The 22,518-nt window shown below is 59.1% G+C and carries 21 protein-coding genes; 16 read left to right on the top strand and 5 right to left on the bottom strand.

Annotated features, from left to right (window positions below; translation table 11 throughout):
* Positions 1–45: 45 nt before the first annotated feature.
* The 3 genes from PFY00_RS08490 (at position 46) to PFY00_RS08480 (ending at position 2,017) form a co-directional block, all read left to right on the top strand.
* The gene (locus tag PFY00_RS08490; RefSeq protein ID WP_271432102.1) at positions 46–474 is read left to right on the top strand and encodes a GlcG/HbpS family heme-binding protein; all 429 of its coding nucleotides are present in this window, start codon (positions 46–48) and stop codon (positions 472–474) included.
* A gap of 139 nt (positions 475–613) precedes the next feature.
* Positions 614–1,390 carry a gamma-glutamyl-gamma-aminobutyrate hydrolase family protein gene (locus PFY00_RS08485; protein ID WP_271432101.1) on the top strand — a complete coding sequence of 259 codons (777 nt, stop codon included), beginning with the start codon at positions 614–616 and terminating at the stop codon, positions 1,388–1,390.
* A gap of 3 nt (positions 1,391–1,393) precedes the next feature.
* The gene (locus PFY00_RS08480) at positions 1,394–2,017 is read left to right on the top strand and encodes a 3'-5' exonuclease family protein (protein WP_271432100.1); all 624 of its coding nucleotides are present in this window, start codon (positions 1,394–1,396) and stop codon (positions 2,015–2,017) included.
* Positions 2,018–2,088: 71 nt separating this feature from the next.
* On the opposite strand, the gene PFY00_RS08475 is transcribed toward PFY00_RS08480, so the two are convergent.
* Positions 2,089–4,317: a xanthine dehydrogenase family protein molybdopterin-binding subunit gene (locus PFY00_RS08475; protein WP_271432099.1), complete on the bottom strand. Its 2,229-nt coding sequence runs from the start codon at positions 4,315–4,317 to the stop codon at positions 2,089–2,091.
* Positions 4,318–4,320: 3 nt separating this feature from the next.
* A complete protein-coding gene (locus PFY00_RS08470) occupies positions 4,321–4,776 on the bottom strand; it encodes a (2Fe-2S)-binding protein (protein WP_271432098.1) in 456 nt (151 codons plus the stop codon).
* A gap of 119 nt (positions 4,777–4,895) precedes the next feature.
* Between PFY00_RS08470 and PFY00_RS08465 the strand changes: the two genes are divergently transcribed.
* The gene (locus tag PFY00_RS08465) at positions 4,896–5,492 is read left to right on the top strand and encodes a TetR/AcrR family transcriptional regulator (protein WP_271432097.1); all 597 of its coding nucleotides are present in this window, start codon (positions 4,896–4,898) and stop codon (positions 5,490–5,492) included.
* A 100-nt stretch (positions 5,493–5,592) separates the two neighbouring features.
* On the opposite strand, the gene PFY00_RS08460 is transcribed toward PFY00_RS08465, so the two are convergent.
* A complete protein-coding gene (locus PFY00_RS08460) occupies positions 5,593–6,348 on the bottom strand; it encodes an SDR family NAD(P)-dependent oxidoreductase (RefSeq protein ID WP_271432096.1) in 756 nt (251 codons plus the stop codon).
* Between the two features lie 124 nt (positions 6,349–6,472).
* Between PFY00_RS08460 and PFY00_RS08455 the strand changes: the two genes are divergently transcribed.
* From PFY00_RS08455 to PFY00_RS08430, 6 genes are all read left to right on the top strand, one after another.
* Entirely contained in the window at positions 6,473–7,417 is a 945-nt protein-coding gene (locus PFY00_RS08455) for an MBL fold metallo-hydrolase (RefSeq protein WP_271432095.1), read from the top strand.
* Positions 7,414–7,845, top strand: coding sequence for a rhodanese-like domain-containing protein (locus PFY00_RS08450; protein WP_271432094.1), 432 nt, complete (start codon positions 7,414–7,416; stop codon positions 7,843–7,845). Before PFY00_RS08455 ends, PFY00_RS08450 begins: the two co-directional genes overlap by 4 nt.
* Positions 7,846–7,900: 55 nt before the next feature.
* Positions 7,901–8,353, top strand: coding sequence for a methyltransferase family protein (locus PFY00_RS08445; RefSeq protein WP_271432093.1), 453 nt, complete (start codon positions 7,901–7,903; stop codon positions 8,351–8,353).
* A gap of 126 nt (positions 8,354–8,479) precedes the next feature.
* Entirely contained in the window at positions 8,480–10,057 is a 1,578-nt protein-coding gene (locus PFY00_RS08440) for a Re/Si-specific NAD(P)(+) transhydrogenase subunit alpha (RefSeq protein ID WP_271432092.1), read from the top strand.
* Between the two features lie 15 nt (positions 10,058–10,072).
* On the top strand, positions 10,073–11,569 hold the full coding sequence (locus PFY00_RS08435; protein ID WP_271432091.1) for an NAD(P)(+) transhydrogenase (Re/Si-specific) subunit beta: 1,497 nt from the start codon (positions 10,073–10,075) through the stop codon (positions 11,567–11,569).
* Positions 11,570–11,736: 167 nt separating this feature from the next.
* Entirely contained in the window at positions 11,737–12,336 is a 600-nt protein-coding gene (locus PFY00_RS08430; protein WP_271432090.1) for a biotin transporter BioY, read from the top strand.
* 73 nt (positions 12,337–12,409) lie between these two features.
* Here PFY00_RS08430 and PFY00_RS08425 read toward each other — a convergent pair whose 3' ends face one another.
* Complete coding sequence (locus PFY00_RS08425; RefSeq protein WP_271432089.1) at positions 12,410–13,621, bottom strand: bifunctional alpha/beta hydrolase/OsmC family protein; 1,212 nt, start codon at positions 13,619–13,621, stop codon at positions 12,410–12,412.
* Positions 13,622–13,773: 152 nt separating this feature from the next.
* Here PFY00_RS08425 and PFY00_RS08420 point away from each other — a divergent pair, with 152 nt between their 5' ends.
* A complete protein-coding gene (locus PFY00_RS08420) occupies positions 13,774–14,670 on the top strand; it encodes an endonuclease/exonuclease/phosphatase family protein (RefSeq protein WP_271432088.1) in 897 nt (298 codons plus the stop codon).
* 14 nt (positions 14,671–14,684) lie between these two features.
* Here the strand turns inward: PFY00_RS08420 and PFY00_RS08415 are convergent, their stop codons facing one another.
* The gene (locus PFY00_RS08415; protein ID WP_271432087.1) at positions 14,685–16,376 is read right to left on the bottom strand and encodes an NAD(P)H-hydrate dehydratase; all 1,692 of its coding nucleotides are present in this window, start codon (positions 16,374–16,376) and stop codon (positions 14,685–14,687) included.
* Positions 16,377–16,578: 202 nt separating this feature from the next.
* On the opposite strand from PFY00_RS08415, the gene PFY00_RS08410 reads away from it, so the two are divergent.
* The 5 genes from PFY00_RS08410 (at position 16,579) to PFY00_RS08390 (ending at position 22,326) form a co-directional block, all read left to right on the top strand.
* Positions 16,579–18,198 carry a calcium-binding protein gene (locus tag PFY00_RS08410; RefSeq protein WP_271432086.1) on the top strand — a complete coding sequence of 540 codons (1,620 nt, stop codon included), beginning with the start codon at positions 16,579–16,581 and terminating at the stop codon, positions 18,196–18,198.
* Between the two features lie 197 nt (positions 18,199–18,395).
* Positions 18,396–18,734, top strand: coding sequence for a P-II family nitrogen regulator (locus tag PFY00_RS08405; protein ID WP_271432085.1), 339 nt, complete (start codon positions 18,396–18,398; stop codon positions 18,732–18,734).
* Positions 18,735–18,789: 55 nt separating this feature from the next.
* Positions 18,790–20,196 (top strand): type I glutamate--ammonia ligase, encoded by a 1,407-nt coding sequence (gene glnA, locus PFY00_RS08400; protein ID WP_271432084.1) that lies wholly within the window; start codon positions 18,790–18,792, stop codon positions 20,194–20,196.
* Positions 20,197–20,544: 348 nt separating this feature from the next.
* Positions 20,545–21,402: a hypothetical protein gene (locus PFY00_RS08395; RefSeq protein ID WP_271432083.1), complete on the top strand. Its 858-nt coding sequence runs from the start codon at positions 20,545–20,547 to the stop codon at positions 21,400–21,402.
* A gap of 111 nt (positions 21,403–21,513) precedes the next feature.
* Positions 21,514–22,326 (top strand): lytic murein transglycosylase, encoded by an 813-nt coding sequence (locus PFY00_RS08390; RefSeq protein WP_271432082.1) that lies wholly within the window; start codon positions 21,514–21,516, stop codon positions 22,324–22,326.
* Positions 22,327–22,518: the final 192 nt, after the last annotated feature.

Raw genomic sequence — 22,518 nt, 5'->3', positions numbered from 1 at the left:
ACCAGAGAAGAAACACACAATCGACAGGATGAAGGAGTTTTCCTGATGGCCAACCTATCTTTGCGCCGCGCGCGCACGATTATTCGCAAGACACTGGAGCAGGGGCGCGAGATGGCGCTGAAGCCTTTGTCCGTCGTGGTGCTGGACGCGGGGGGCCACGTGATGGCCTTTGAGCGCGAAGACGGTGCCAGCCCGGGCCGGTTTCAGATTGCCCACGGCAAGGCCTACGGCGCCGTGATGCTGGGGATGCCGGGCAGTGCGCAGATGCAGCGCGCTGAAGACCAGGCCTATTTCATGGCCGCTGTGAACGGTGTCTTTGGCGGACAGGTTATTCCGGTGCCCGGCGGCATTTTGCTACGCGATTCCAAAGGCGCGGTGCTGGGGGCAGTTGGCGTGACAGGGGATACCTCGGACAATGATGCGGCGGCGGGCAAAGCCGCGGTGGAAGCTGTCGGTCTTGTGGCCGATCTGTAATCAGTAGCGCTGCGCAGATTAATCTGCAGGCAGTGACAGGCCTTTGCACAGGTGTTGCGCGCTGAGGCGCGCGGCACATCTTTCGCCGGCCGCAGATGTGGGGTACATAGCCTTTGAGTAGTGCCAAAGAGGCCCGCGCATGACCCGCCCCATCGTCGGAATTATCGGCAACCAATATCTGATCAATGATCAGTACCCCGCGCATGCAGGCGGTACGATGAATTCCGAAGCGGTTTCGGACGTTTCGGGATGTCTGCCGCTGCTGATCCCTGCGGACCCGCGCTTTGTTTCGGTGCAAGAGCTTTTGGAGGTTTGTGACGGCTTTGTGCTGACGGGCGGGCGCCCCAACGTGCATGCGGAAGAATATGGGGAGCAGCACACGGATGCCCATGGCGATTATGACCGCGCCCGTGATGCGATCACCCTGCCGCTGGTACGGGCCTGCGTGGAGCGGGGGCAGCCTTTTCTTGGAATTTGCCGCGGCTTTCAGGAAGTGAACGTGGCCATGGGCGGAACGCTCTACCCGGAAATCCGTGATTTGCCGGGGCGTGACAACCATCGCATGCCGCCGGACGGCTCGCTGGAAGAAAAATTCGCACTGCGCCATATCGTGACATTGAGTGAGGGCGGTGTGTTTCACCGTCTGTTTGGCGCACGCGAAGTGATGACCAACACATTGCACGGGCAGGGGATCAAGACTGCCGGCGCGCGGGTCGAGATTGATGGCCATGCGCCAGATGGAACGCCTGAGGCAATTTTCATCAAGGACGCGCCGGGTTTCACCCTTTCGGTGCAGTGGCATCCGGAATGGGATGCTGCAAATGACCCGGTGTCCCGGCCCCTGTTCGCCGCCTTTGGCGAGGCTGTCCGGGCTTGGTCGGATGGACGCGGGCTGCCGCACAAGCGCAGCGCCTGACCGATGGCGGTTCCGAGCGAAATCATCGTTTGGGACGCGGAATTTCTGACAGATCAAGGCGCGATGCAGCGCATGTGGTGCGGTCCCACCGATCCTGATCCGGTTTTGGTTCAGTTGGGGGCAGTCCGTCTGTCTATGACAGGGACCTTTGAAATTTCATCACCGTTCAGGATGCTGGTTCGGCCGCGCGACAGGTTTGGAGAGGCGATCCAGCCCTCGGCCTTCTTTTGTAAACTGACGGGTTTGAGCGCCGATGCGGTGGCGCGTGATGGCGTGCCATTGGCCGAGGCACTGGAGCGGTTCGCGGATTACTGCAGGGGCGCGCCCGTCTGGGCCTGGGGCAAGGATGAGTTCCACGCAGTGGCAATCAGCTGCTATGTCGAAGGGATTGCTCCGCCGATGCCTGCGACCCAGTTTGGAAATGGGCCAAGCCTGATGATGCAGGCCGGTGTGCCGGTCGAGGATATCCTGCAGATGCGCAGCCATACGATGCTGCCGTATTTCGATTTGCCCGAGCAGGGCGAACAGGCGCACGATGCTTTGGGGGATGCGCAATCGGTTGCGCGGGTTTTCCAGCATTTGCTGGTTCAGGGACGTCTGAGTGCACAGGATTTTGCGCGGCCTTAGTGCAGTGTCCGCGGGCCAAACGAAAAACGCCCGGCCACGTGGGGCCGGGCGCCTAATCATCGTTCCAACGGTCAGATATAGAAATCGACGTGCTGGTTCAGGGGCATTTCGCGGATACGCTGGCCGGTCAGATCAAAGATCGCATTGGCCAGTGCCGGGGCTGCCGGCGGTGTGCCGGGTTCGCCGATGCCTTGCAGGTGTTCCTGGTTTTCCAGAATTTGCACGGCGACCTGAGGCATTTGCGGCATGCGGAGCGGCTCGTAATCCGGGAAGTTGCCCTGCTCAACCATGCCATCGGCAAAGGTGATCTGCTCGCCGATCGCGGCGGACAGACCGTAGACCATGCCACCTGTCAACTGTGCCTCGACATTGCCGGGGTCCAGTGCGATGCCCGGGTCGGCTGCGATCCAGGCGTTGGTCATGCGGATCAGGCCGTCTTCATCCTTGACCTCGACCACCATGGCCGTCGGGGTGCCAAAGCTGTAAACCATGGCCAGCCCGCGCCCGACACCGTCCGGCGTGCTGCCGGTCCAGCCGGACATATCCCGGACAGCTTCGAGGCACAGGAAGGCAGGCAGCCATTCATCACGGGTCAGATCCAGACGCATCTGCATCGGGTCTACGCCCGCTGCGTGGGCGATTTCGTCCATGAAGCATTCGTGGAAAAACCCGTTAAAGCTGGCGCCGACGGACCGCCAGAACCCCATGGGCGGGTTCACATCGGCCCGGTGCCCACGCACGCGATAGTTCGGGATGCCGTAAGGTTGATTGAACGCGGCATCGACGATTGAGCGATCCGGTCCGGACGGCGCAAAACCCATCCAGCGTTCCAAGGCCTGCGCCGAAATCGAGGGCGCGGATATTTGCGCATCAAGGTGGCTCGGTTTGCCATCGGTCAACGCGGCGCGCATGCGTGCCATGGCCGCGGGACGATAGAAATCATGGCGCATGTCTTCTTCGCGCGACCATGTGACCTGTACTGGCGTGCCGGGCATCTGCTTGGCGACGCGCGTGGCCAATACGGCATAGTCAAATTCGCCGCGGCGGCCAAAACCTCCGCCCATCATGGTGACGGTTACGTCCACGTCTTCTTCGGCGATCCCGGCCGCATCGGCGCAGGCGGTGCGCAGGAACGTCGGGCCTTGATTGCCGCACCACAGGCGCAGCTTGCCTCCGTCGAACCACGCGGTCGCATTCATCGGCTCCATGGTTGCATGTGCCAGAAACGGAACGCGGTATTCAGCCGTGATGGCCCCTTCGACGGGCAGGCTGGCTGCGTCGCCGTCATCCCGCATCGTGCTGTCAGGATCGAGATCAAAGCCCGCTTCGAGTGCCGCGAACATACCGTCCGTATCGGCTGGATAGGCGGCCGGTTCCCATTCGATCGGGATCGAATCCACGGCCTGCTGCGCAAGCCAGGTGTTCGACGCGATCACGGCAACGCCGTCACCCAGATCGATGACCTTTTCAACGCCTGCCATTCTGGAGGCCTCAAAGCCGTCAAAGCTCTTCATGCCCGCGCGGGTGGGCGCCATGCGCACAGCCGCGAATTTCATGCCCGGCAGACGCACATCGATGCCAAATTCAGCGGTTCCGGTGCTTTTGCCCGGGATATCGACGCGGGGCAGAGTCTTGCCCAGCAAGGTCCATTCCGAACGTGGTCGCAGCGTGACCTTTGGGGCATCCAGTTGGGCAGCCTCGGCAGCCAGATCCGCATAGTCCAGAGCCGTACCATCCGGGGCGATGACCTGCCCAGCTTCGGTCTTGAGATCGGCAATCGAAACGCCCAGCCGGTCCGCAGCCGCCTGTTTGAGCATTTCGCGTGCGCCGGCACCGGCCACACGCATGCGTTCAAAGCCATCTTTCATGGCAGTTGAGCCGCCGGTGACTTGCATGTTGAAGACCTTGCCCAGCTGGCCCAGCATCTGCCCCAGACTGTGCTGGAAGCTGGACGCGTCATAGCCTTTGAACGGCAGGGCTTCGGACATCATTGCACTGTTGAAATAGGCCTGTGCAGGCGGGCCGTGAATGACCGAAACCTGATCCAGAGTGACGTCCAGTTCCTCGGCCAGCAGAGCTGCCCACGTGGTGTGGGTGCCCTGACCCATTTCTGCGCGCGGTGCGATCAGCGCAATGCCATCGCCATTGATCACCACGAAGGGATTGAGCGAGCCGTCTGCCGGATCGAGTGGGTTCGGGGCCGGTTTGGCAACGTACCAAGCGCCAAAAGCCGCGCCGCCTGCGACGGCAACAGCGCCAAACAAGAAGGTACGACGTGCGATTTTTCCGATACTTGCCATGATCTATGCCCCCTGAACTGCAGATTTGATTGCCGCACGGATGCGGGGGTAGGTGCCACAGCGGCACAGGTTCCCGGCCATAGCCTGATCAATGTCATCATCGGTCGGGTTCGGGTTTTCAGCGAGCAGAGCAGCGGCCTGCATGATCTGGCCGGACTGGCAGTAGCCGCATTGCGCCACCTGATGTTCGATCCAGGCCGCCTGAAGGCGATGCAGGTTTTCCGGAGTACCGAGGCCTTCCACGGTTGTGACGTCGCCCCAGACATCACCAAGCGCAACCTGACAGGATCGGACCGCTTCGCCGTCGATGTGAACGGTGCAGGCCCCGCAGGCCGCAACGCCGCAGCCGAATTTTGTGCCGGTCATGTTAAGCTGGTCGCGCAGCACCCACAGCAGGGGCACGTCTTCGGGCAGATCAACGTCATGCGTGTCGCCGTTGATGGTCAATTGCGTGGTCATGGTAACCTCATACTTGGATGCAGCAGGCGCCGAGAAAGCGTTTCGGCTTTCTGACAATATAGGCAAAAAATGTCAGGCCGTCAATTGACAAAAATGACTGTAAATGTCAGAGTGTATACATGATGGATCAGACCGTTCGCATAGAGGTTCCCAAGGACAAGACCGAAGCCATTCTGGCCGCGGCCTTTGATGTCTTTGCGCGTTACGGTTTTCGCCGGACGTCGATGGCGGACATAGCGCAGGCGGCGAACATGTCGCGCCCGGCGCTTTATCAGCACTTCAGCGGCAAGGACGACATCGCAAGAACCATGGTTGCGAAGTTCTTTGAGGACGCTGAAATGAACGTGCAAAGAGCGCTGGAGGAGCAGGGTGCGCCTGCCGAGGTGCTGGAGCGGGCCTTTCGTGCCAAGGGCGGGGCTTCGGTCAAAGTGATGATGGAGTCCCCGCACGGACAGGAACTCATGGATGCCGGGATTAGCGTCGCGGCAGATTTGTCGGCGCAGGGAATGGGTCGGTTGCGGGCATTGTTTGCTGCATGGATGAGCCGCGAAGCTGCGTCCGGCCGCATTGTGCTGGACGATGATGCGGGAGACATGGCCGCGTCGATGCTGGCGGCGCTGGAGGCTGGCAAGGGCGAAACCTATGAGGACTATGAGGCCCATCTGGTGCGTATCGCGCGGGTTTTTGGGCGGGCCTTGGCGGCAACCCCCAAATAAAGCATCCGTTGTTACATGGTGCGCCTGCGGCGCGCAGGATCAGCCCGAACCCGGCTGACGCCGGTCCGGTCCATTGCCGCGATCGGTTGCTGTTGGGCTTTTAGACCTCGCCACCGGCGATCTGAATGGCCTGTCCGTTCACGCTGCTGGACTGCGCGTGACACAACCAAAGCGCGGCCTGCGCCACTTCGTCGGGGGCAATCAGCCGTCCATGCGGGTTCAAATCCGTCATCAGGGCTCTGGCTTCAGTTTCGGCCATGCCTGTGCGCTGCATGATCGAGGTGGTATTGCGGGTGATGATATCCGTGTCCACATATGCCGGGCAAAGCGCATTGAAGGTGTAAGGCTTGGTCGCGTAGTCCGCCGCCAGCGCGCGGATCAATCCCAGCATGGCGTGTTTCGAGGCGCTGTAGGTGGGCGCCCCTTTGAGCCCCTTGAGACCCGCGATGGAGCTGACGGCGATCACGCGGCCCCAATCTGTCTGGGTCATGGACCGCAGGCTTTCGCGAATGGTCAGAAATGCACCGTCTAGATTGGTCGCCATCATCTGGCGCCAGAACTGCATGTCGGTTTTGAGCAGGGCGCGGCCTTCGGCGATCCCGGCGTTCGGAACACAAATCTGGATGGGACCGCGGGCCTGAACCGCGGTGTCGATGGTCTCGCAGACGGCCTGTTCGTCGGTGACGTCCATGACCGCGGGAAAGAGCGATGCCGAGGATGCGGCAGCATCTTCCAGCGGGCCGGCACGGCGACCAGTGATGGTGACCACGGCGCCCTGAGCCGCCAGCGATTGCGCAATCGCAAGGCCAATTCCGGTGCCGCCGCCTGTCACCAGTGCATGTTTTCCCTCGAGCATCTGCGTCTCCCTTGTTTTGGGCAAGACTAACCGCTGCCGCCCAAGTGACAAGGGCGCTGCAGTTCGCTCTTGGCTTAATCATTCACGCATGCGAATGTGTATTTGAATTTTAGGAGGACTCACCATGAAATATGCATTGGTTGCCTTGTGCGCATTCGGCACGATGGCTGCGGCGAGCGAGGATATCGCGGACAAATACCCGCAGTCCGAGCTGTACAACAAACCGGTGGAAGTGATCCCTCATGTCTTTAGCGCCATTGGCGCAACGGCGCCTCCGACCTACGAGAACAGCGGGCATAACAACAACCTGTCCTTCATTGTGACGAACGAAGGTGTGATCGTTGTCAACGGCGGTGCTTCTGCGCGTCTGGCGGCGGCGCTGCACGACGAGATCAAGGCCGTCACGGATCAACCGGTCAAGTTGGTAGTCAACGAGAACGGGCAGGGACATGCCATGCTCGGCAATTCCTACTGGGCCGATCTGGGCGTTGATATTCTGGCCCATGTGGATGCGACCGCTGAAGTCGAGGAAAACGGCGACTTCATCCTGCAAGGCATGCAGCGCTATAACCGCGACAAGGCCGAAGGCACCCGGGTGGTCCCGGCGAACTTGTCATTCGAAGACAAGCACATCGTTGAAATGGGGGGTGTCACGATCGAGGTTCTGCACCTTGGGCCGGCGCATGACCCGGGCGATGTTCAGGTCTGGATCCCTCAGTGGGACATCGTTATCGCGGGAGACATTGCCTTTCACGAACGCATGCCGCCGATCTTTCCCGAAACCGACACCGATGCCTGGGTGGAAACCTTTGAAGGGCCCTTTACCGATCTGGGTGCCACCTATGTGATCCCGGGCCATGGCCATCCGACCAACATGGCGCAGGTCACCCGATACACGTCTGAATACGTCAAGGACCTGCGCGCCAAGATTGCAGCCCATATCGACGAGGGCGGTGATTTGGCAGGGGCCTATTATGTGGATCAGTCCGAATGGGATCATCTGGACACCTTTAAGGAACTGGCGACCAAGAATGCGGGCCGCGTGTTTGAAGAAATGGAATGGGAATGATCCGCAGAACGATCAAAAAGGCCGCCGTTTCAATTGCCTTGATAGCATCGATCGCCTCGCCGCTTTCGGCGCAGGATCTGGCGGATGAAATTATCGGATACATGGATTTTGCCACCTACGATGCGGGCATTATCCTGCCGGAACAACTGACCGAAGACATCTGGGATGCGCTGTATTTCGTGGACACGCGGGATGCAGCCCAGTTCAATGCGGGGAGCATTCCCGGAGCGGTCCACATTGAGTGGCGCGAAATTCCGGCGCGTCTGGACGAATTGCCTGCCGACAAGAAGGTCGTTCTATATTGCAACACAGGCACGTTGTCGGCGCAGGCGACCTTTGCGGCCCGACTGATGGGGCATGAGAACGTCGTGGTGTTGCAAAGCGGCTTTGACGGCTGGCAGGCGAATGCAGCCTATCAACCAGAGTGAAACAGCTGTAGGCCGGGGCCAACGCGCGGCGCTTGCCGTCAAAGAGATGTAGAACATGCTGAAGTGGATTGATTTGCCGCCGGTCTGGCTTTTGGGGGGCCTGGTGGTGGCCTGGTTGCAAAAGACCCATTTTCCCATGGGGCTGGGGTTTGGCCCGGTCTGGGCTGATCTCGTGGGTGGCCTGCTGGTCGGCGGGGGTCTGCTCCTCATGGCTTTGGCCGTTTACGAAATGCGACGGGCCAAAACCACGGTCATTCCGCATATGGACGCGGATCATTTGGTGACCACTGGGATCTTTCGACGGACGCGCAACCCAATCTATCTGGGTGATTCGATGCTCTTGCTCGGAATGATCCTCTATTGGGATGCCGTGTTTGCGCTCACACTTGTGCCGATCTTTGTTTGGGTGATCGAAAAGCGCTTTATCGTTCCGGAAGAGGATCGGTTGCGTCGCAAGTTTCGTGCGGATTTCGCCAGATACGCGCAACAAACGAAAAGATGGCTTTGACTCTCAACAGCACTATCGTTATGGCCGCGCTGACTGCTTGTGACCATTAGGTCAGCAATGTAGACGCAAACCGACGACGTGAACTTTGTTTACGACACCTATGCAACCGCAAGGGGGATACAAGACGTGAAAATCGGGACGCCGAAAGAACTAGAGCAGGGTGAAGCCCGGGTTGCAATGACCCCGGATTCGGCCCGCCAGCTGCAAAAGCTTGGCTATGAGTGCATGATCGAAACCGGCGCGGGTGCCGCGGCTGGCTTTTCGGATGCGCTTTACAAGGAAGCGGGCGTGGAGGTCGTCAAAACGGCGGCAGCTCTGTGGAAAGGCGCGGATATCGTCGCCAAGGTTCGCCCTCCGATGGAAGCAGAAGCCAAGCGTCTGCGCGATGGTCAGCTCCTGATCTCGTTCTTCTATCCTGCGCAAAACGAAGCGCTGATGGCCTCTGCCGCCAAGAAGGGCGCATCGGTCATCGCAATGGACATGGTGCCGCGTATCAGCCGGGCCCAGAAGATGGACGCTCTGTCGTCCATGGCGAATATTGCCGGTTACCGCGCGGTCATCGAAGCAGGCAACAACTTTGGCCGCTTCTTTACCGGTCAGGTTACAGCTGCGGGCAAGGTGCCGCCGGCCAAGGTTCTGGTTGTTGGCGCCGGTGTGGCCGGTCTGGCCGCGATTGGTACTTCCACGTCGCTCGGCGCGATCACTTATGCCTTTGACGTGCGCCCCGAGGTTGCCGAACAGGTTGAATCCATGGGCGCCGAGTTTGTTTTCCTTGATTTCGAGGAAGAACAGCAGGACGGCGCTGCAACCGGTGGCTACGCGTCGGTTTCCAGCCCTGAATTTGCTGCGGCACAGCTGGCCAAGTTCCGTGAACTGGCGCCCGAGATGGACATCGTCATCACCACGGCGCTGATCCCCAACCGCGAAGCGCCAGAGCTCTGGACCAAGGATATGGTCGAAGCGATGAAGCCCGGTTCGGTCATCGTGGACCTTGCTGCCGAAAAGGGCGGTAACTGCAAACTGACCGTCAAGGACGAGAAGATCGTCACCGACAACGGCGTGACCATCGTTGGCTACACCGATTTCCCAAGCCGGATGGCGACGCAATCTTCGACGCTCTATGCGACCAACATCCGTCACATGATGACAGATCTGACGCCAGAAAAGGACGGACAGGTCAATCACGACATGGAAGACGACGTTATTCGCGGCGCAACCATCACCCATGAAAAGGCCGTGACCTTCCCGCCACCGCCTCCGAAGGTGCAGGCGATTGCGGCGCAAAAGAAAGAGCCGATCAAGGAACTGACACCGGAAGAAAAGCGCGAACAGGAAGTGGCCGCATTCAAGGCGCAGACCAAGCAGCAGGTCACACTGCTGGGGGTCGGTGGTGCCTTGGTTCTTGGGCTGGGTTTGATCCCGGGTATGCCCGCCAGCTTCATGCAGCACTTTATCGTATTCGTTCTGTCGGTCTTCATCGGCTTCCAGGTGATCTGGAACGTTGCGCATTCGTTGCACACACCGCTGATGGCCGTGACCAACGCGATTTCGTCGATCATCATTTTGGGTGCGCTGGTGCAAATCGGCTCGTCCAGTCTGCTGATTACCTTGCTTGCCGCACTCGGGGTCTTCATGGCCGCGGTGAACATCTTTGGCGGCTTCCTCGTGACACGGCGCATGCTCGCCATGTTCCAGAAATCCTAAGAGGGGACAGAACCAATGGAATTCGGATTTACGATCGCGGCATATGCTGTCGCAGCCGTCCTGTTCATCCTGTCCCTCGGCGGTCTGTCGGGGCAGGAAAGCGCTAAGCGTGCCGTATGGTACGGTATCGTTGGTATGGGCATTGCCGTTGTGGCAACGCTGGTTGGCCCCGGTTCGGGCATGTGGTTCGCATCGCTGGTGCTGATCGCGCTGGGCGCGGGGGTTGGCTATCAGTTGGCCACGCGGGTCGAAATGACCCAGATGCCGGAACTCGTGGCAATCATGCACTCGCTGGTGGGTCTCGCGGCGGTTTTTGTCGGCTTCAACGCTGATCTGATGATCAACCACGTCTCGGGGCTGTACGAAGCCAATGGCCAAGTGCTCGGTGCGGTTGGCGCGGATGGTTACAAAGCCATCGGCCTGCCAAAAGAAATCAACGAAACCTTGTCCACCTTTGGTCAGCTGATTGCGAAGAAGAGTGGCGTCGAGATCGGCATTCTGCGTGTCGAGCTGGTGCTGGGTATCTGGATCGGCGCGGTGACCTTTACAGGTTCCGTGATCGCCTATGGCAAACTGGCTGGCAAAGTGGACAGCTCGGCCAAGAAACTGCCCGGCGGCCACCTGTTGAACATCGCAGCAGCGGCCCTGTCGGTCTTGCTGGCGGTCATGTATCTGGGCGGCGCAGGCAGCTGGACACTGGTTCTGTTGACCATCGCAGCGCTGTTCATCGGCTATCACCTGATCATGGGTATCGGCGGCGCCGATATGCCGGTCGTGGTTTCGATGCTGAACAGCTACTCTGGTTGGGCGGCTGCGGCCATTGGCTTCAGCCTCGGCAACGATCTGCTGATCGTCGTTGGTGCTCTGGTTGGCTCGTCCGGTGCGATCCTGTCCTACATCATGTGTAAGGCGATGAACCGATCCTTTATCTCGGTTATCTTGGGCGGCTTTGGTGGCCCTGCCGGCGAACAGATGGCTGTCGAAGGTGAGCAAATCGCAATCGACGCCGATGGTGTGGCCCAGTCGCTGGAAGAAGCCGACAGTGTCATCATCATCCCCGGCTACGGTATGGCGGTTGCTCAGGCACAGCAGAGCGTGGCCGAACTGACCCGCCGTCTGCGCGCCAAGGGCAAGGAAGTGCGCTTTGCAATCCACCCGGTTGCGGGTCGTTTGCCTGGTCACATGAACGTGCTGCTGGCCGAGGCCAAGGTGCCGTATGACATCGTGCTGGAAATGGACGAGATCAACGACGACTTCCCGGAAACGGATGTCGCCATCGTGATCGGCTCGAACGACATCGTGAACCCGGCCGCGCAGGATGACCCAAACAGCCCCATCGCCGGCATGCCGGTTCTGGAATGCTGGAAGGCCAAGCAGGTATTCGTGTCCAAGCGCGGCAAGGGCACCGGTTACTCGGGTATCGAGAACCCGCTGTTCTTCAAAGAGAACACGCGCATGTTCTATGGCGACGCCAAGGACAGCCTGAACGAGCTGCTTAACCGGATCTCATAATCCGCATGAAAGCGATTGCAGGGCCCGCTGGAAACAGCGGGCCCTTTGCTTTTGCAAAGTATGGGTTTGCAAACTATGCGCGTTGCGGACTTGCGGCAGCGCGGCATTTGCGGCAAAACCCTGCACAATGTTACTTGATACATGACGATCACACGGGGGACCCCATCATGACATTGACTCTCAACCGTCCGGTGCTGGCCGAAGCCTTTGGGCCAAGTGAAGGGGCCGCTCTGCGTCTCAAGCAGGCCGCGCTTGTTGTTCTGGGCATCGCCGTGCTGGCAGTGGCTGCAAAAATCAAAGTGCCAATGTGGCCGGTTCCGATGACCATGGGCACCTTTGCCGTGCTGACCATCGGTGCAGCCTATGGCGCACGCCTCGGTCTGGCGACCATCCTCGGATACATGATCATTGGCGCACTGGGCTTTGACGTGTTTGCAGGCTCGTCCGCTGAAAAGTTCGGTCTGGAATACATGATGGGCGGCACAGGCGGTTATCTTGTGGGCTACGTGTTGGCCACGCTGGCGCTGGGTACTCTGGCGCGCGCGGGCTGGGATCGCAGCGCTGGCAAAATGGCCGGCGCCATGTTGATCGGCAATGCCCTGATCTATGTTCCGGGCTTGATTTGGCTGGGTATGCTCTACGGCTGGGACAAGCCGATCCTGCAGTGGGGTCTGACACCGTTCCTGCTGGGCGACGCGATCAAGCTGGCCCTGGCCGCTCTGGTTCTGCCTGCCGCTTGGAAACTGGTGGGCCGCGCGCGCGGCTGAACCGGGTAGGGCGCAAAAGGCGCCTGCCGATCTGGATTTCAAAGGCCGGGCCCAGTGCCCGGCCTTTTTGCATTCAGACCAACTCTGTCGCGATCTCGGCCCCTTTTTCCAAGGTGCGATGCACCGGGCATTTGTCGGCGATTTCCAAAAGCCGCGCGCGCTGTGCGTCGTCCAGATCACCGGCAAGCGTGATCCGTCTGACAAACCGGTCCGCGCGCATACCTGCGCTGGCTGCGGCGTCCTGTGCGTGCACCTTGTCGTGCGTTACATCCACCGACACATGCGTCAGCGGCCAGCCCTTGCGGCGTGCGTACATGCGTACCGTCATCGACGTACAAGCACCCAGACCTGCTGCTAGAAATCCATAAGGCGACATGCCGCGATTGGTGCCGCCATAGGCCAGCGGTTCATCTGCCAGCATGTGATGGAACGGGCCATTCTGAATATCCTGCAGGAACCCTTTGGGATCGGCTTCGGATACGCGGGTCACGCCTTCGGGTGTTCCAATGGGCGGTGCCGGTGGCGTGAGCGAAAGGTAGCGGCCGGCCCAGGCAGCGATCACTTCGGCGGTGTATTCAGCGTCTGCCGCCTGCGAGATCAGGTGGTCCGCCTCATCCAGTGTGACAAAGCTCTTGGGGTGCTTGGCAGCGGTGAAGATGTTTGTCGCGTTGGAAATGTCGACAACTGAATCGCGAGGCGCGTGCAGCACCAGCAGGGCTTTCTTCATTGTGCCAATAGAGGCACCCACGGGGTCAGCACTCAGATCATCCACAAAGGCCTGCGTGATCGTGAAGGGGCGACCGCCCAGATCGACCTGCGCCTTACCGCGCGCCGCGATCTGGGGCAGGGCCTCTTTGAATACATGGGTCACGTGCCCCGGATCATAGGGCGCACCAATCGTGACAACCGCCCGAGCGCTCTCGATCAGCGGTGCAACACGCAGCATGGCCGCGCCGCCAAGGCTGTGGCCGATCAGCAGATCAGGGGCCAATCCGCGTTGATCCAGATAGGCTGCAGCGGCCTGTAGGTCTGCAACATTCGAGCTGAAAGTCGTGTTCCCGAACTCGCCACCGCTATGGCCAAGCCCGGTAAAGTCGAACCGCAACACAGCAATCCCCATCGCCGCAAGCCGCGCGGCAATCCGCCGGGCGGCGGGGATGTCCTTGCCGCAGGTAAAGCAATGGGCAAAAAGAGCGGTAGCCAGATGTGGGCCTTCGGGCATGTCCAGACGCGCCGACAGCATGTCGCCGGAGTGGCCGGGAAAGGTAAGGCGTTCTGTAGGCATGGCAGGGTCCTTTGGTGTTGCGTTAATAGACTGGGCTTTCCCGGATGCGCGGGCAAGCTGCGTGTCAGTGCTGTCACGGCGCTGTGAGATAAGGTGTTCGCCCCGGTGAGGCATGTTTCAAACCGTCGGGTTTTTGTTTCGGGAATTGTCACATGAGCTTGATCAGGGGTGTTCTTGGCGCAGGGGCCTGGCTGGTGGCCGCTTTGGTGCTGGCTGGGTATTTTGGCCAATGGCATCCTGCTGCCGACAGTTTCGCGGTGTTCCGGGTGCCTCTCGCGATTTGTGCAATGCTGTTGTTCGCACTGGGGGCCAGAGGATGGCAGCGCGGACTTGGCGTGGCCGCAATGGTGGCGGTCCTTGTTCCGCATGGATACAGCCGTTTTATTCCCGCCAACGGTCCGGGCGACACTTCGGGCAAGGCGCTGACCCTGTATCAGCAGAACCTGCTCTTCAGTCGCAAGGAAGATCAGGCATGGCTGGAGGCTGTCACGCGTCAAATGCCCGACGTTTTGACCCTTCAAGAGGTTTCAGGGTGCAACAAGACCATTCTTGCGGCCTTAAAAGACCAATATCCGACGCAGATCTATTGCGACTTTGCGACGGTCGGTGGTGTGGCCGTGCTGTCCCGGCTCCCGGCGGTTCCCGGCACTGCGCGCTGTGCTGGTCGGGAAGGGGCCGCGGCTGTTCAGCTCATGTCAGAGGGTGGGCCAATCTGGTTGGTCTCCATTCATCTGCATTGGCCATGGCCCTATGGTCAGGCTGATCAGGTTAACAGACTAGAGGCTTTCCTCAGTGGATTGGACGGTCGGGTAATCCTCGCCGGGGACTTCAACGCCGTTGCGTGGTCACATACGGTTTCTCGGATCGGGCAGGCCAGCGGTACGCGTCGCGTCGGCACTTATTCTGCCACCTTTGAGCTGCCGGTGATTCCACTGCCTGTGGGCATCGACCACGTCATGGCAAGCAAGGGTTTTTCCGCGACCGTTTTGACCCAACCTAAATTGGGCTCGGACCATCACGGTGTTTTCGCGGTCTTCGACTGGGACTGATCGGGCGCTGTCGCTCAGCCCATCCTGCTTTGCAGAACCTTTGGCAGAATTTCTGGTAGATCCTCGGCGATCAGGCCGGGACCAAAGCTTCGCCCACATTCCACATGCAACCAAGCGGCGGTTTCAGCGGCCTGCATCGGCTCAAAGCCGCGCGCCAAAAGCCCTGTGATGAAGCCCGCAAGTACATCGCCTGATCCCGCAGTGGCAAGCCAGGGGGCTTGGCGCTCGTAGAGTGCGGCATTGATGGCAGTGCGGCCATCGGGTGCGGCAATGACGGTGTCCGGGCCTTTCAGCAGAACCACGCAGCCTGCCCGCGCTGCGGCGTCTCGCGTGGCGTCGACCTTGGAATAGGCCGGGCCGGTTTTGGCCGGGGCGTTGAGCTTTTGGGCAATGTCGGGGAACAGCCGGGCAAATTCGCCCATATGGGGGGTCATCACGCAAGCGCCGTGGAGATTGGCAAAGAGCATTTCGGGATTGTCGGAAAAGGCGCTGAGCGCGTCAGCGTCCAAGACCGTTGGCCGTTCAAAAGCCAATGCCGCAGGCACCACGTCCCGCGCCCGTTCCAATCCCAGTCCCGGCCCAAGGCAAAGCGCATTCAAACGCGCGTCGCTCAGCACTTCGGTCAGCTCTGCCGCGTCTTCCACCCGCTGCATCATCAAACCGGTGATCTGACAGGCCACTTCCATCTGCGCCGATCCGGGCACCGCCAAAGTCACCAGCCCCGCGCCGATACGCAACGCCCCGCGCGCAGCCAGTCGGGCAGCCCCGGTCTGGCCAAAACCACCTGACAGAACCAAGGCGTGTCCATGGGTGTATTTGTGTCCACCCGTTTCGGCCTTGTCGATCAAGCCGTCGCAGCCTTGAAGCAATTCAGTGATCGCCGGTTGCGGCGCAACAGCATCCAGCATGTCCTTTGCGCCAAAGCTAGAGCTCTCTATCTCAAGCGGATAGGTCCGTGACGCGGCGTCTGACAAAAGGGCGGTGAGGCCTGGCGCAATCGAGCTGGCGTGCCGCTGGCTTTGGATGGCATCGAGGCCAATATCCTTCACGCGCAGGCTTTGGGCCTGCGCATCACTCAGATAGTGGGCCACGCGCGGGCGATGAAAAGTAACGGTCAGGTCGGTACGCCATGCGGTGTCAAAGCCGTCTTCTCCAACCAGCCATTTGCCTGAGTCTGAACAAAGCCCGCTTGGCACATCGACATTGACGGACTTCAGAAAGCAAACCGGAACAACGCTGCGAAAGCTGCTGAGTGCAAGGCGCAAATCAGCTTCCAAGCCTCGGCTCAGGCCCGTGCCGAAAATCGCGTCCAGAAGGATCCCGTCTTCGGAGGGATCCAGAGCAACAGAACTGGCCGCATCCATGTCGAGCATGTCACTTGTTGGGCCCAAGGCTTGCCAGCGTTCGAAATTAGCCTTCGCATCCGGCGGCAGTTTTTCCGGATCGCCATAGAGGAACACCTCGACTGTCCAGCCAAGTTCCTTCAGCAAACGCGCCACGACGAACCCGTCGCCACCGTTGTTGCCCGGACCGCAAAGCACCACAGCGCGATGCGTGCCCTGGGCCAGCTCGGGCCACTCTTCCATGACAGCTTCGACAACCCCAGCGCCCGCCCGTTCCATCAGCTCAAGTCCGGTCACCGCGCCGCTGTCAATCGCCGCCTGTTCCATGGCCCGCATCTGGGCTGCTGTCAGCAATTGTGCCAAATTCCGCTCCTGTCGCCGTACCCGCTATGGTTGGGCCGTTCACTGAATCTTTGACATAACACCCCGACCAATACCACACTGCCTGCATTCTATAGGTGGGACTTCGCGCTGACGTATTTCAAAAGCGCTTTTGATTTTGTTCCTGTTATTGCCCTTTTTCGGCGTGTGGTCCGCTTTCCTTGATGCTGAAAGGAGCGCAACCATGCCCAGTTTTCTAATCGACAATTCTGTCACCGCGACACAAACCCTGAACAACAATGAAGGCGGATCAATCGGCCAAAACGGGTCGGTCCTGACCCTTGGAAATGGCATTGTCATGTCCGGGAATTCAGACCTGATCGTCAACGGATCTATTCAGGCCTTTGCAACGGCCATTGAAGCGTCTGGGACGACGCAATTTGAGTTGGTGGTTGGCGCATCGGGTTCCATTTTATCTGCGGGTAACGGGATCACGGCAGATGTGACGACCGAAAGCCTCGTTCTGAACAGCGGGACGATTTCCGCGGTAGGAACGGCACTTTCCCTGACAGCGGATGCCGCTGCCGTGATACCTGTAAACCATGATGTGGTGAACACAGGCACGATCACCTCGACCTCAACGGCTGTGGTTCTTGAGATAGCCAACTCTGGCTTTACCGAGTTTCAGAACCACGGGGTGATCAGTGGAACAAACGAAGGCATCGACAATTCCGCATCTGCAGACGGGATTACCTTTGTTACCAACACAGGCACCATCACAGGCGGCCAGCCCTTCAACCCGTCCGACTTTGCCTACTTGGGCGGAAGCGGCGCTGACAATCTGATCAATTCGGGTGTCATTAACGGCAATATCAGCCTTGGCGGCGGGTCCGACTTTTTCGATGGTCGGGGCGGGATCCTGAACGGGACCTTGCGCGGCGATGATGGCAACGATGTTTTCCGCATTGACGATCCGACCGTCGAAATCGTCGAGGTCGCGGGTGAAGGCAATGCGGACAGGGTGGAATCCTGGGTTGATTATGCTTTGCCTGACTTTGTCGAGCGGCTGACCCTGATGGGTGCCTCGGATTTGAATGGCGTTGGCAATGCGCAACGCAATGTTCTGACCGGCAACGCGGGCAACAACTATCTAGACGGTGCGCGGGGGAACGACATCATTCGCGGAGGCCTGGGCAATGACTACATGACCGGCGGTGTGGGCAACGACGACATCAGTGGCGAAGATGGCAATGATACGCTGCTCGGCGCGACCGGTGATGACACGCTGGATGGCGGAGATGGTGACGATGTCCTGAGCGGCCACAACGGGCGCGATTCCATTGATGGGGGTGAAGGCGACGACGTAGCCCATGGTGGGGCCCTGAATGATACTCTGCTGGGTCGAGAAGGGGATGACACGCTGTCTGGCGGCTCGGGCAACGATCGCCTGCTGGGAGGCCCGGATGCCGACCTGCTGCGCGGCGGTTTTGGTGATGACGATCTGATTGGCCAAAACGGCGAAGACACACTGGTGGGCGGCGGCGGTGCTGACACGCTGGCTGGTGGCGGCGGTGCAGACCATTTCGTATTCACCTTGGACCAGCAGCCATCGCTTGCGGTGATCGACGTGGTGACAGATTTTACGGTGGGCGAGGACTATCTGGATTTGCGCCCGCTTTTCGACGGGGTGTTCGAGGTGAATATTCTCGGTGGCTTCTCGCTGGGTGGCACGCCCAGCGTCCGCACCGTCGAAGTGGGTGGCGATACCCGTGTGTTTGTTGATCTTGATGGAATCGGTGGCGCGGAAATCCGAATAGATCTGATTGGTACCGTCGGCGTGACCAGCGATGATATCCTTGGCTGATCCTCTGATCCGGGCTCGGTAAGGAGCCCGGAACCACCACAAGTTTTCAAACTGCACAAAAAATAGACAAAACGATCAATAAATTTGCAGAGCGCTTTTTTACAGGCTAAGGGCCCTGTGCCTGCAGGCCTATCTGATTGTGGCCTTGCACTGGAAATGATCTGCACACCTACGGAACCAAAGTGAGGAGCACGGCCATGAAAAAGATCGAGGCGATCATCAAGCCTTTCAAACTCGACGAGGTCAAGGAAGCCCTTCAAGACGCCGGCATTCAAGGCCTGAGCGTTGTCGAAGTTAAAGGTTTCGGCCGTCAGAAAGGTCACACCGAACTGTATCGCGGCGCGGAATATGTCGTCGACTTTCTGCCGAAGGTCAAAATCGAGGTCGTTCTGGATGACGATCAGGTAGATGGCGCGATCGACGCGATCGTTTCGGCTGCCAAGACGGACAAAATCGGGGACGGCAAGATTTTTGTCAGCCCGGTAGAGCAGGCGTTGCGCATCCGTACCGGTGAAACCGGCTCCGAGGCGCTCTGACGGGCGACCGATCAAGAACACGAACCAACTTTCTATCAGACAAGGGAATAGCGAAATGAGCGCAAAAGATCTGCTCAAGATGATCAAGGATGAAGAGGTCGCCTACGTCGACATCCGCTTCACCGATCCACGTGGCAAGCTGCAGCACGTGACCGTAATGGAAGATCAGGTCGACGAGGACTTCCTCGAAGAAGGCTTCATGTTCGACGGCTCGTCCATCGCGGGCTGGAAGTCGATCGAAGCGTCGGACATGAAACTGATGCCCGACTGCGACAGCGCCTATATCGATCCGTTCTATGCGGAAAAGACAATCTGCGTTCACTGTTCCGTTGTTGAGCCAGACACAGGCGAAGCCTACGAGCGTGACCCACGCGGTACAGCTCAGAAGGCCGAGGCATACCTGAAGTCCTCCGGCATCGGTGACGTATCCTACTGGGGCCCGGAAGCGGAATTCTTCCTGTTTGACGATGTGCGCTTCAGCAACTCGATCAACAAGGTATCCTACGAAGTCGACGCGATCGACGCATCGTGGAACACCGACACAGAATACGAAATGGGCAACACCGGCCACCGTCCGGGCGTTAAGGGCGGTTACTTCCCGGTCAACCCAATCGACGACGGCCAGGATATCCGTTCCGAAATGCTTTCGACCATGAAGCGCATGGGCATGAAAGTGGACAAGCACCACCACGAGGTTGCGTCCTGTCAGCACGAACTGGGCCTGATCTTTGGCTCGCTGACCACTCAGGCGGACGAGCTGCAGAAGTACAAGTACGTGATCCACAACGTGGCACAGGCTTACGGCAAGTCGGCAACCTTCATGCCCAAGCCGATTTACGGCGACAACGGCACCGGCATGCACTGCAACATGTCGATCTGGAAAGACGGCAAGCCGCTCTTTGCTGGCGACAAATACGCTGACCTGTCTCAGGAAGCGCTGTACTTCATCGGCGGCATCCTGAAGCACGCCAAGACGCTGAACGCCTTCACCAACCCTTCGACAAACTCTTACAAGCGTTTGATCCCGGGCTTCGAAGCACCTGTTCTGCGCGCATACTCTGCTCGTAACCGTTCCGGCTGTGTCCGTATTCCATGGACCGAAAGCCCCAAGGCCAAGCGTGTTGAAGCGCGTTTCCCTGATCCAAGCGCGAACCCATACCTGTGCTTCGCCGCTCTGCTCATGGCCGGTCTTGACGGTATCAAGAACAAGATCGATCCCGGCGAGGCGATGGACAAGAACCTCTATGATCTGCCTGCAGAAGAACTGGCCGGCATCCCGACGGTTTGCGGCTCCCTGCGTGAAGCAATCGAGTGCCTTGAAAACGATCACGACTTCCTGCTGGCCGGTGACGTGTTCACCAAAGACCAGATCGCGGGCTACATCGAGCTCAAGATGGAAGAGATCGAAACTTACGAGCACACGCCGCACCCTGTTGAGTTCGGCATGTACTACAGCTGCTAATTCGGCAGCAGAGCGGGCATTAACCGCTCTGACAAAAGACATAGCAAAGGGCGCTCAGACCGGGCGCCCTTTTGTTTTGCGCTGGCTGACAACTGGATTTCCACAATTTGGTCTGAACACGTATTAGGCCCGAACCTGCGCGTAAACGGTCAGTCAAAATGCCAAAGAGGGTTACTCAGCCAGCCGTGCCAACTTGGTAAATGAACGCGCCAAACCAACCCTATTGTTGACGGACTGAGACTTTTGAAGGGGTGATGGTCCTAAACTGGCCATGTGAACCGCACGTCCTCCGCACAATTCCTTTCGAGACTGCTAGCAACAAAAAAGCAGTTTCCAAAGGAGACGCAGATGACAGGCACGAGCTCATATACTGTCAAACTGATCCTGCAACGCGAACAGTTGGTGTCGCTTCCCAAAGTTTCGGAAATGGTGGCCGAGGCGATCGGTGATCCCTCGATCCTGAAGACGACCGAAGCCGGTTTGACCCGATTGAGTTTTGGCTCTGGCCGATCGCAATACCGGCTTGATTTGGCTTTCGTGCAGGACGAGACAATGTTGTCCCTGACGGCGATAAAGTCGGGGTCTAGTGAAAAGACGACGCTCAAGCGACTAGCGGTGATCGCCTATTTCCTTGTCACTCGATTGCCTGTGAGCCACGTGATTTGGACAGGCTCGCAATCACGCATTCCCAAGGAGGCCTTTGTCGCGGGCTTGGATGATCACCTCGCCGGACGCTACGCGCCAAGGCGGCCGCTGGACAGGCCGGTTGTACCGCGGCGTGTGATCAGGAGCGCGAACCAAAATGCTGTACCGCGACAGCGCCCTCTGGCTGTTCCGAATGACCATGTGGACTGCGCGGCCGAGCGGCAACTCCAGCCGCTTGGCCGGGCGGCGGTCTTGGAAACGGACTGGACTGAATTGGAGAGCTGCCTGCGTGATGTGATGTTGCGCGAGGCAACCGCCGAGGAGTTGCAGGCGGTCGAAGACCCAGCCAGCACAATCCCTGTTGAGGCGCGTCTGTCGACGTGGGCCGTGTCACTGACGGTCGCGACCGTCGCTTTGCCCATCGCGATTCCGTTGTTTGCGCACAACCTGACCAAGGGCGAAGATATGCGTGTTGCATCGCTGTGTATGGGCCTTGCCGGGTTCTTTTTGGCCCTGTCTGACAGCGGTGCGATGGACTCGGTTGTATTCTGGGCCGGATGATCGGTCTGTTTGATCGCAAAGGCGTGGTTGGTGGGGTCATGTATTCCCCCTTGGCCACTATGCGATTATTTGCATATTCTGCGGGCAATTGATCATTACCCGGAGTTTATCATGCGTCTTACCCTTTCAGCCCTTTGTTTGTCGGCCATGGCGGCGATGCCAGCCTTTGCCGCGGATTGCATTACGTCAAAAGGCAATTGGAGCGCTTACAAAAGCCATTTCGCGGGCGATGCGAAGTCTTCGGGCGTGGGGCAGCGCGGTTTGCAGGCCTTGAACGCTGCAAGCCTCTCCGGGATCACCTGGCGCTTTGAATCGTCTCCGTCGTCGCAGAAGGGCACGTTGCAAGCGGATCCTGCGCGGTTTCTTGCCAAACGGTCTGGCAGCAGCGCCGATGCGTTTATCAAACGCGTGCGTAGCAAGGTTGCGAAAAACCCGAATACGTTCAGTTCGATCGAGCGCCGTTATGGCGTGCCCGGTTCTTTGCTTGCGACGATCTGGGGGCTCGAAACCAGCTGGGGTGGATATCTGGGAAAAACCAAGATCGTCGATGGTGCTGTAACGCTCGCATCCTACTGCCGCCGCCATCCAAGGTTCGAGCCGCACGCAGTCGCCGCGCTCAAGATGGTGGACAAGGGGCTGATTACCCCCGGCACGCAGGGCGGCCCATCAGGTGAGTTGGGGCACATGCAGTTTCTTGCGGGCAACTGGCTGCGCTACGGCGTGGATGGCAACGGCGATGGACGAGCTGATCCTTACAATGCAGTGGACGCTCTGGCTTCGGCAGCGAATATGCTGGCCAAGAACGGTTGGAAAGCCGGGCAGCCCTACGGTGATGGAACGCGCAACTTTGAAGTTCTGAAGGTATGGAATGACAGCGGTAACTACCTCAGAGCGATTGTCTACGCCGCTTCGCGGGCGCAATAGACAGATTCTGTGCTGAACAGAGACAAAAACAAACACAACTATAAGTGGGCGCTCTCGACGTGCCCACTATTCCCTAGGGTCAAATTGCGGCAGCCAATGTGACCAAAAAACGATCTTTTGCCCGAATTTGACCAAGATTTTTGGGTCTAAATAACCTCGATTGATCGTATGTATTCGTGCCGAGGTTTAGAG

This window comes from Thalassococcus lentus (assembly GCF_028023555.1).
In the GTDB taxonomy this organism is placed as follows: domain Bacteria; phylum Pseudomonadota; class Alphaproteobacteria; order Rhodobacterales; family Rhodobacteraceae; genus Thalassococcus_A; species Thalassococcus_A lentus.
This window is presented reverse-complemented; position numbering and strand designations above follow the sequence as displayed.

Bases quoted from the DNA above. Each gene is read 5' to 3' on its own strand.
- PFY00_RS08420 (WP_271432088.1), top strand. From the start codon at position 13,774: ATGAGCTTGATCAGGGGTGTTCTTGGCGCAGGGGCCTGGCTGGTGGCC.
- glnA (WP_271432084.1), top strand. From the start codon at position 18,790: ATGAGCGCAAAAGATCTGCTCAAGATGATCAAGGATGAAGAGGTCGCC.
- PFY00_RS08430 (WP_271432090.1), top strand. From the start codon at position 11,737: ATGACATTGACTCTCAACCGTCCGGTGCTGGCCGAAGCCTTTGGGCCA.
- PFY00_RS08425 (WP_271432089.1), bottom strand. From the start codon at position 13,621: ATGCCTACAGAACGCCTTACCTTTCCCGGCCACTCCGGCGACATGCTG.
- PFY00_RS08480 (WP_271432100.1), top strand. From the start codon at position 1,394: ATGGCGGTTCCGAGCGAAATCATCGTTTGGGACGCGGAATTTCTGACA.
- PFY00_RS08485 (WP_271432101.1), top strand. From the start codon at position 614: ATGACCCGCCCCATCGTCGGAATTATCGGCAACCAATATCTGATCAAT.
- PFY00_RS08450 (WP_271432094.1), top strand. From the start codon at position 7,414: ATGATCCGCAGAACGATCAAAAAGGCCGCCGTTTCAATTGCCTTGATA.
- PFY00_RS08410 (WP_271432086.1), top strand. From the start codon at position 16,579: ATGCCCAGTTTTCTAATCGACAATTCTGTCACCGCGACACAAACCCTG.
- PFY00_RS08405 (WP_271432085.1), top strand. From the start codon at position 18,396: ATGAAAAAGATCGAGGCGATCATCAAGCCTTTCAAACTCGACGAGGTC.
- PFY00_RS08465 (WP_271432097.1), top strand. From the start codon at position 4,896: ATGATGGATCAGACCGTTCGCATAGAGGTTCCCAAGGACAAGACCGAA.
- PFY00_RS08460 (WP_271432096.1), bottom strand. From the start codon at position 6,348: ATGCTCGAGGGAAAACATGCACTGGTGACAGGCGGCGGCACCGGAATT.
- PFY00_RS08435 (WP_271432091.1), top strand. From the start codon at position 10,073: ATGGAATTCGGATTTACGATCGCGGCATATGCTGTCGCAGCCGTCCTG.
- PFY00_RS08475 (WP_271432099.1), bottom strand. From the start codon at position 4,317: ATGGCAAGTATCGGAAAAATCGCACGTCGTACCTTCTTGTTTGGCGCT.
- PFY00_RS08455 (WP_271432095.1), top strand. From the start codon at position 6,473: ATGAAATATGCATTGGTTGCCTTGTGCGCATTCGGCACGATGGCTGCG.
- PFY00_RS08445 (WP_271432093.1), top strand. From the start codon at position 7,901: ATGCTGAAGTGGATTGATTTGCCGCCGGTCTGGCTTTTGGGGGGCCTG.
- PFY00_RS08490 (WP_271432102.1), top strand. From the start codon at position 46: ATGGCCAACCTATCTTTGCGCCGCGCGCGCACGATTATTCGCAAGACA.
- PFY00_RS08470 (WP_271432098.1), bottom strand. From the start codon at position 4,776: ATGACCACGCAATTGACCATCAACGGCGACACGCATGACGTTGATCTG.
- PFY00_RS08395 (WP_271432083.1), top strand. From the start codon at position 20,545: ATGACAGGCACGAGCTCATATACTGTCAAACTGATCCTGCAACGCGAA.
- PFY00_RS08390 (WP_271432082.1), top strand. From the start codon at position 21,514: ATGCGTCTTACCCTTTCAGCCCTTTGTTTGTCGGCCATGGCGGCGATG.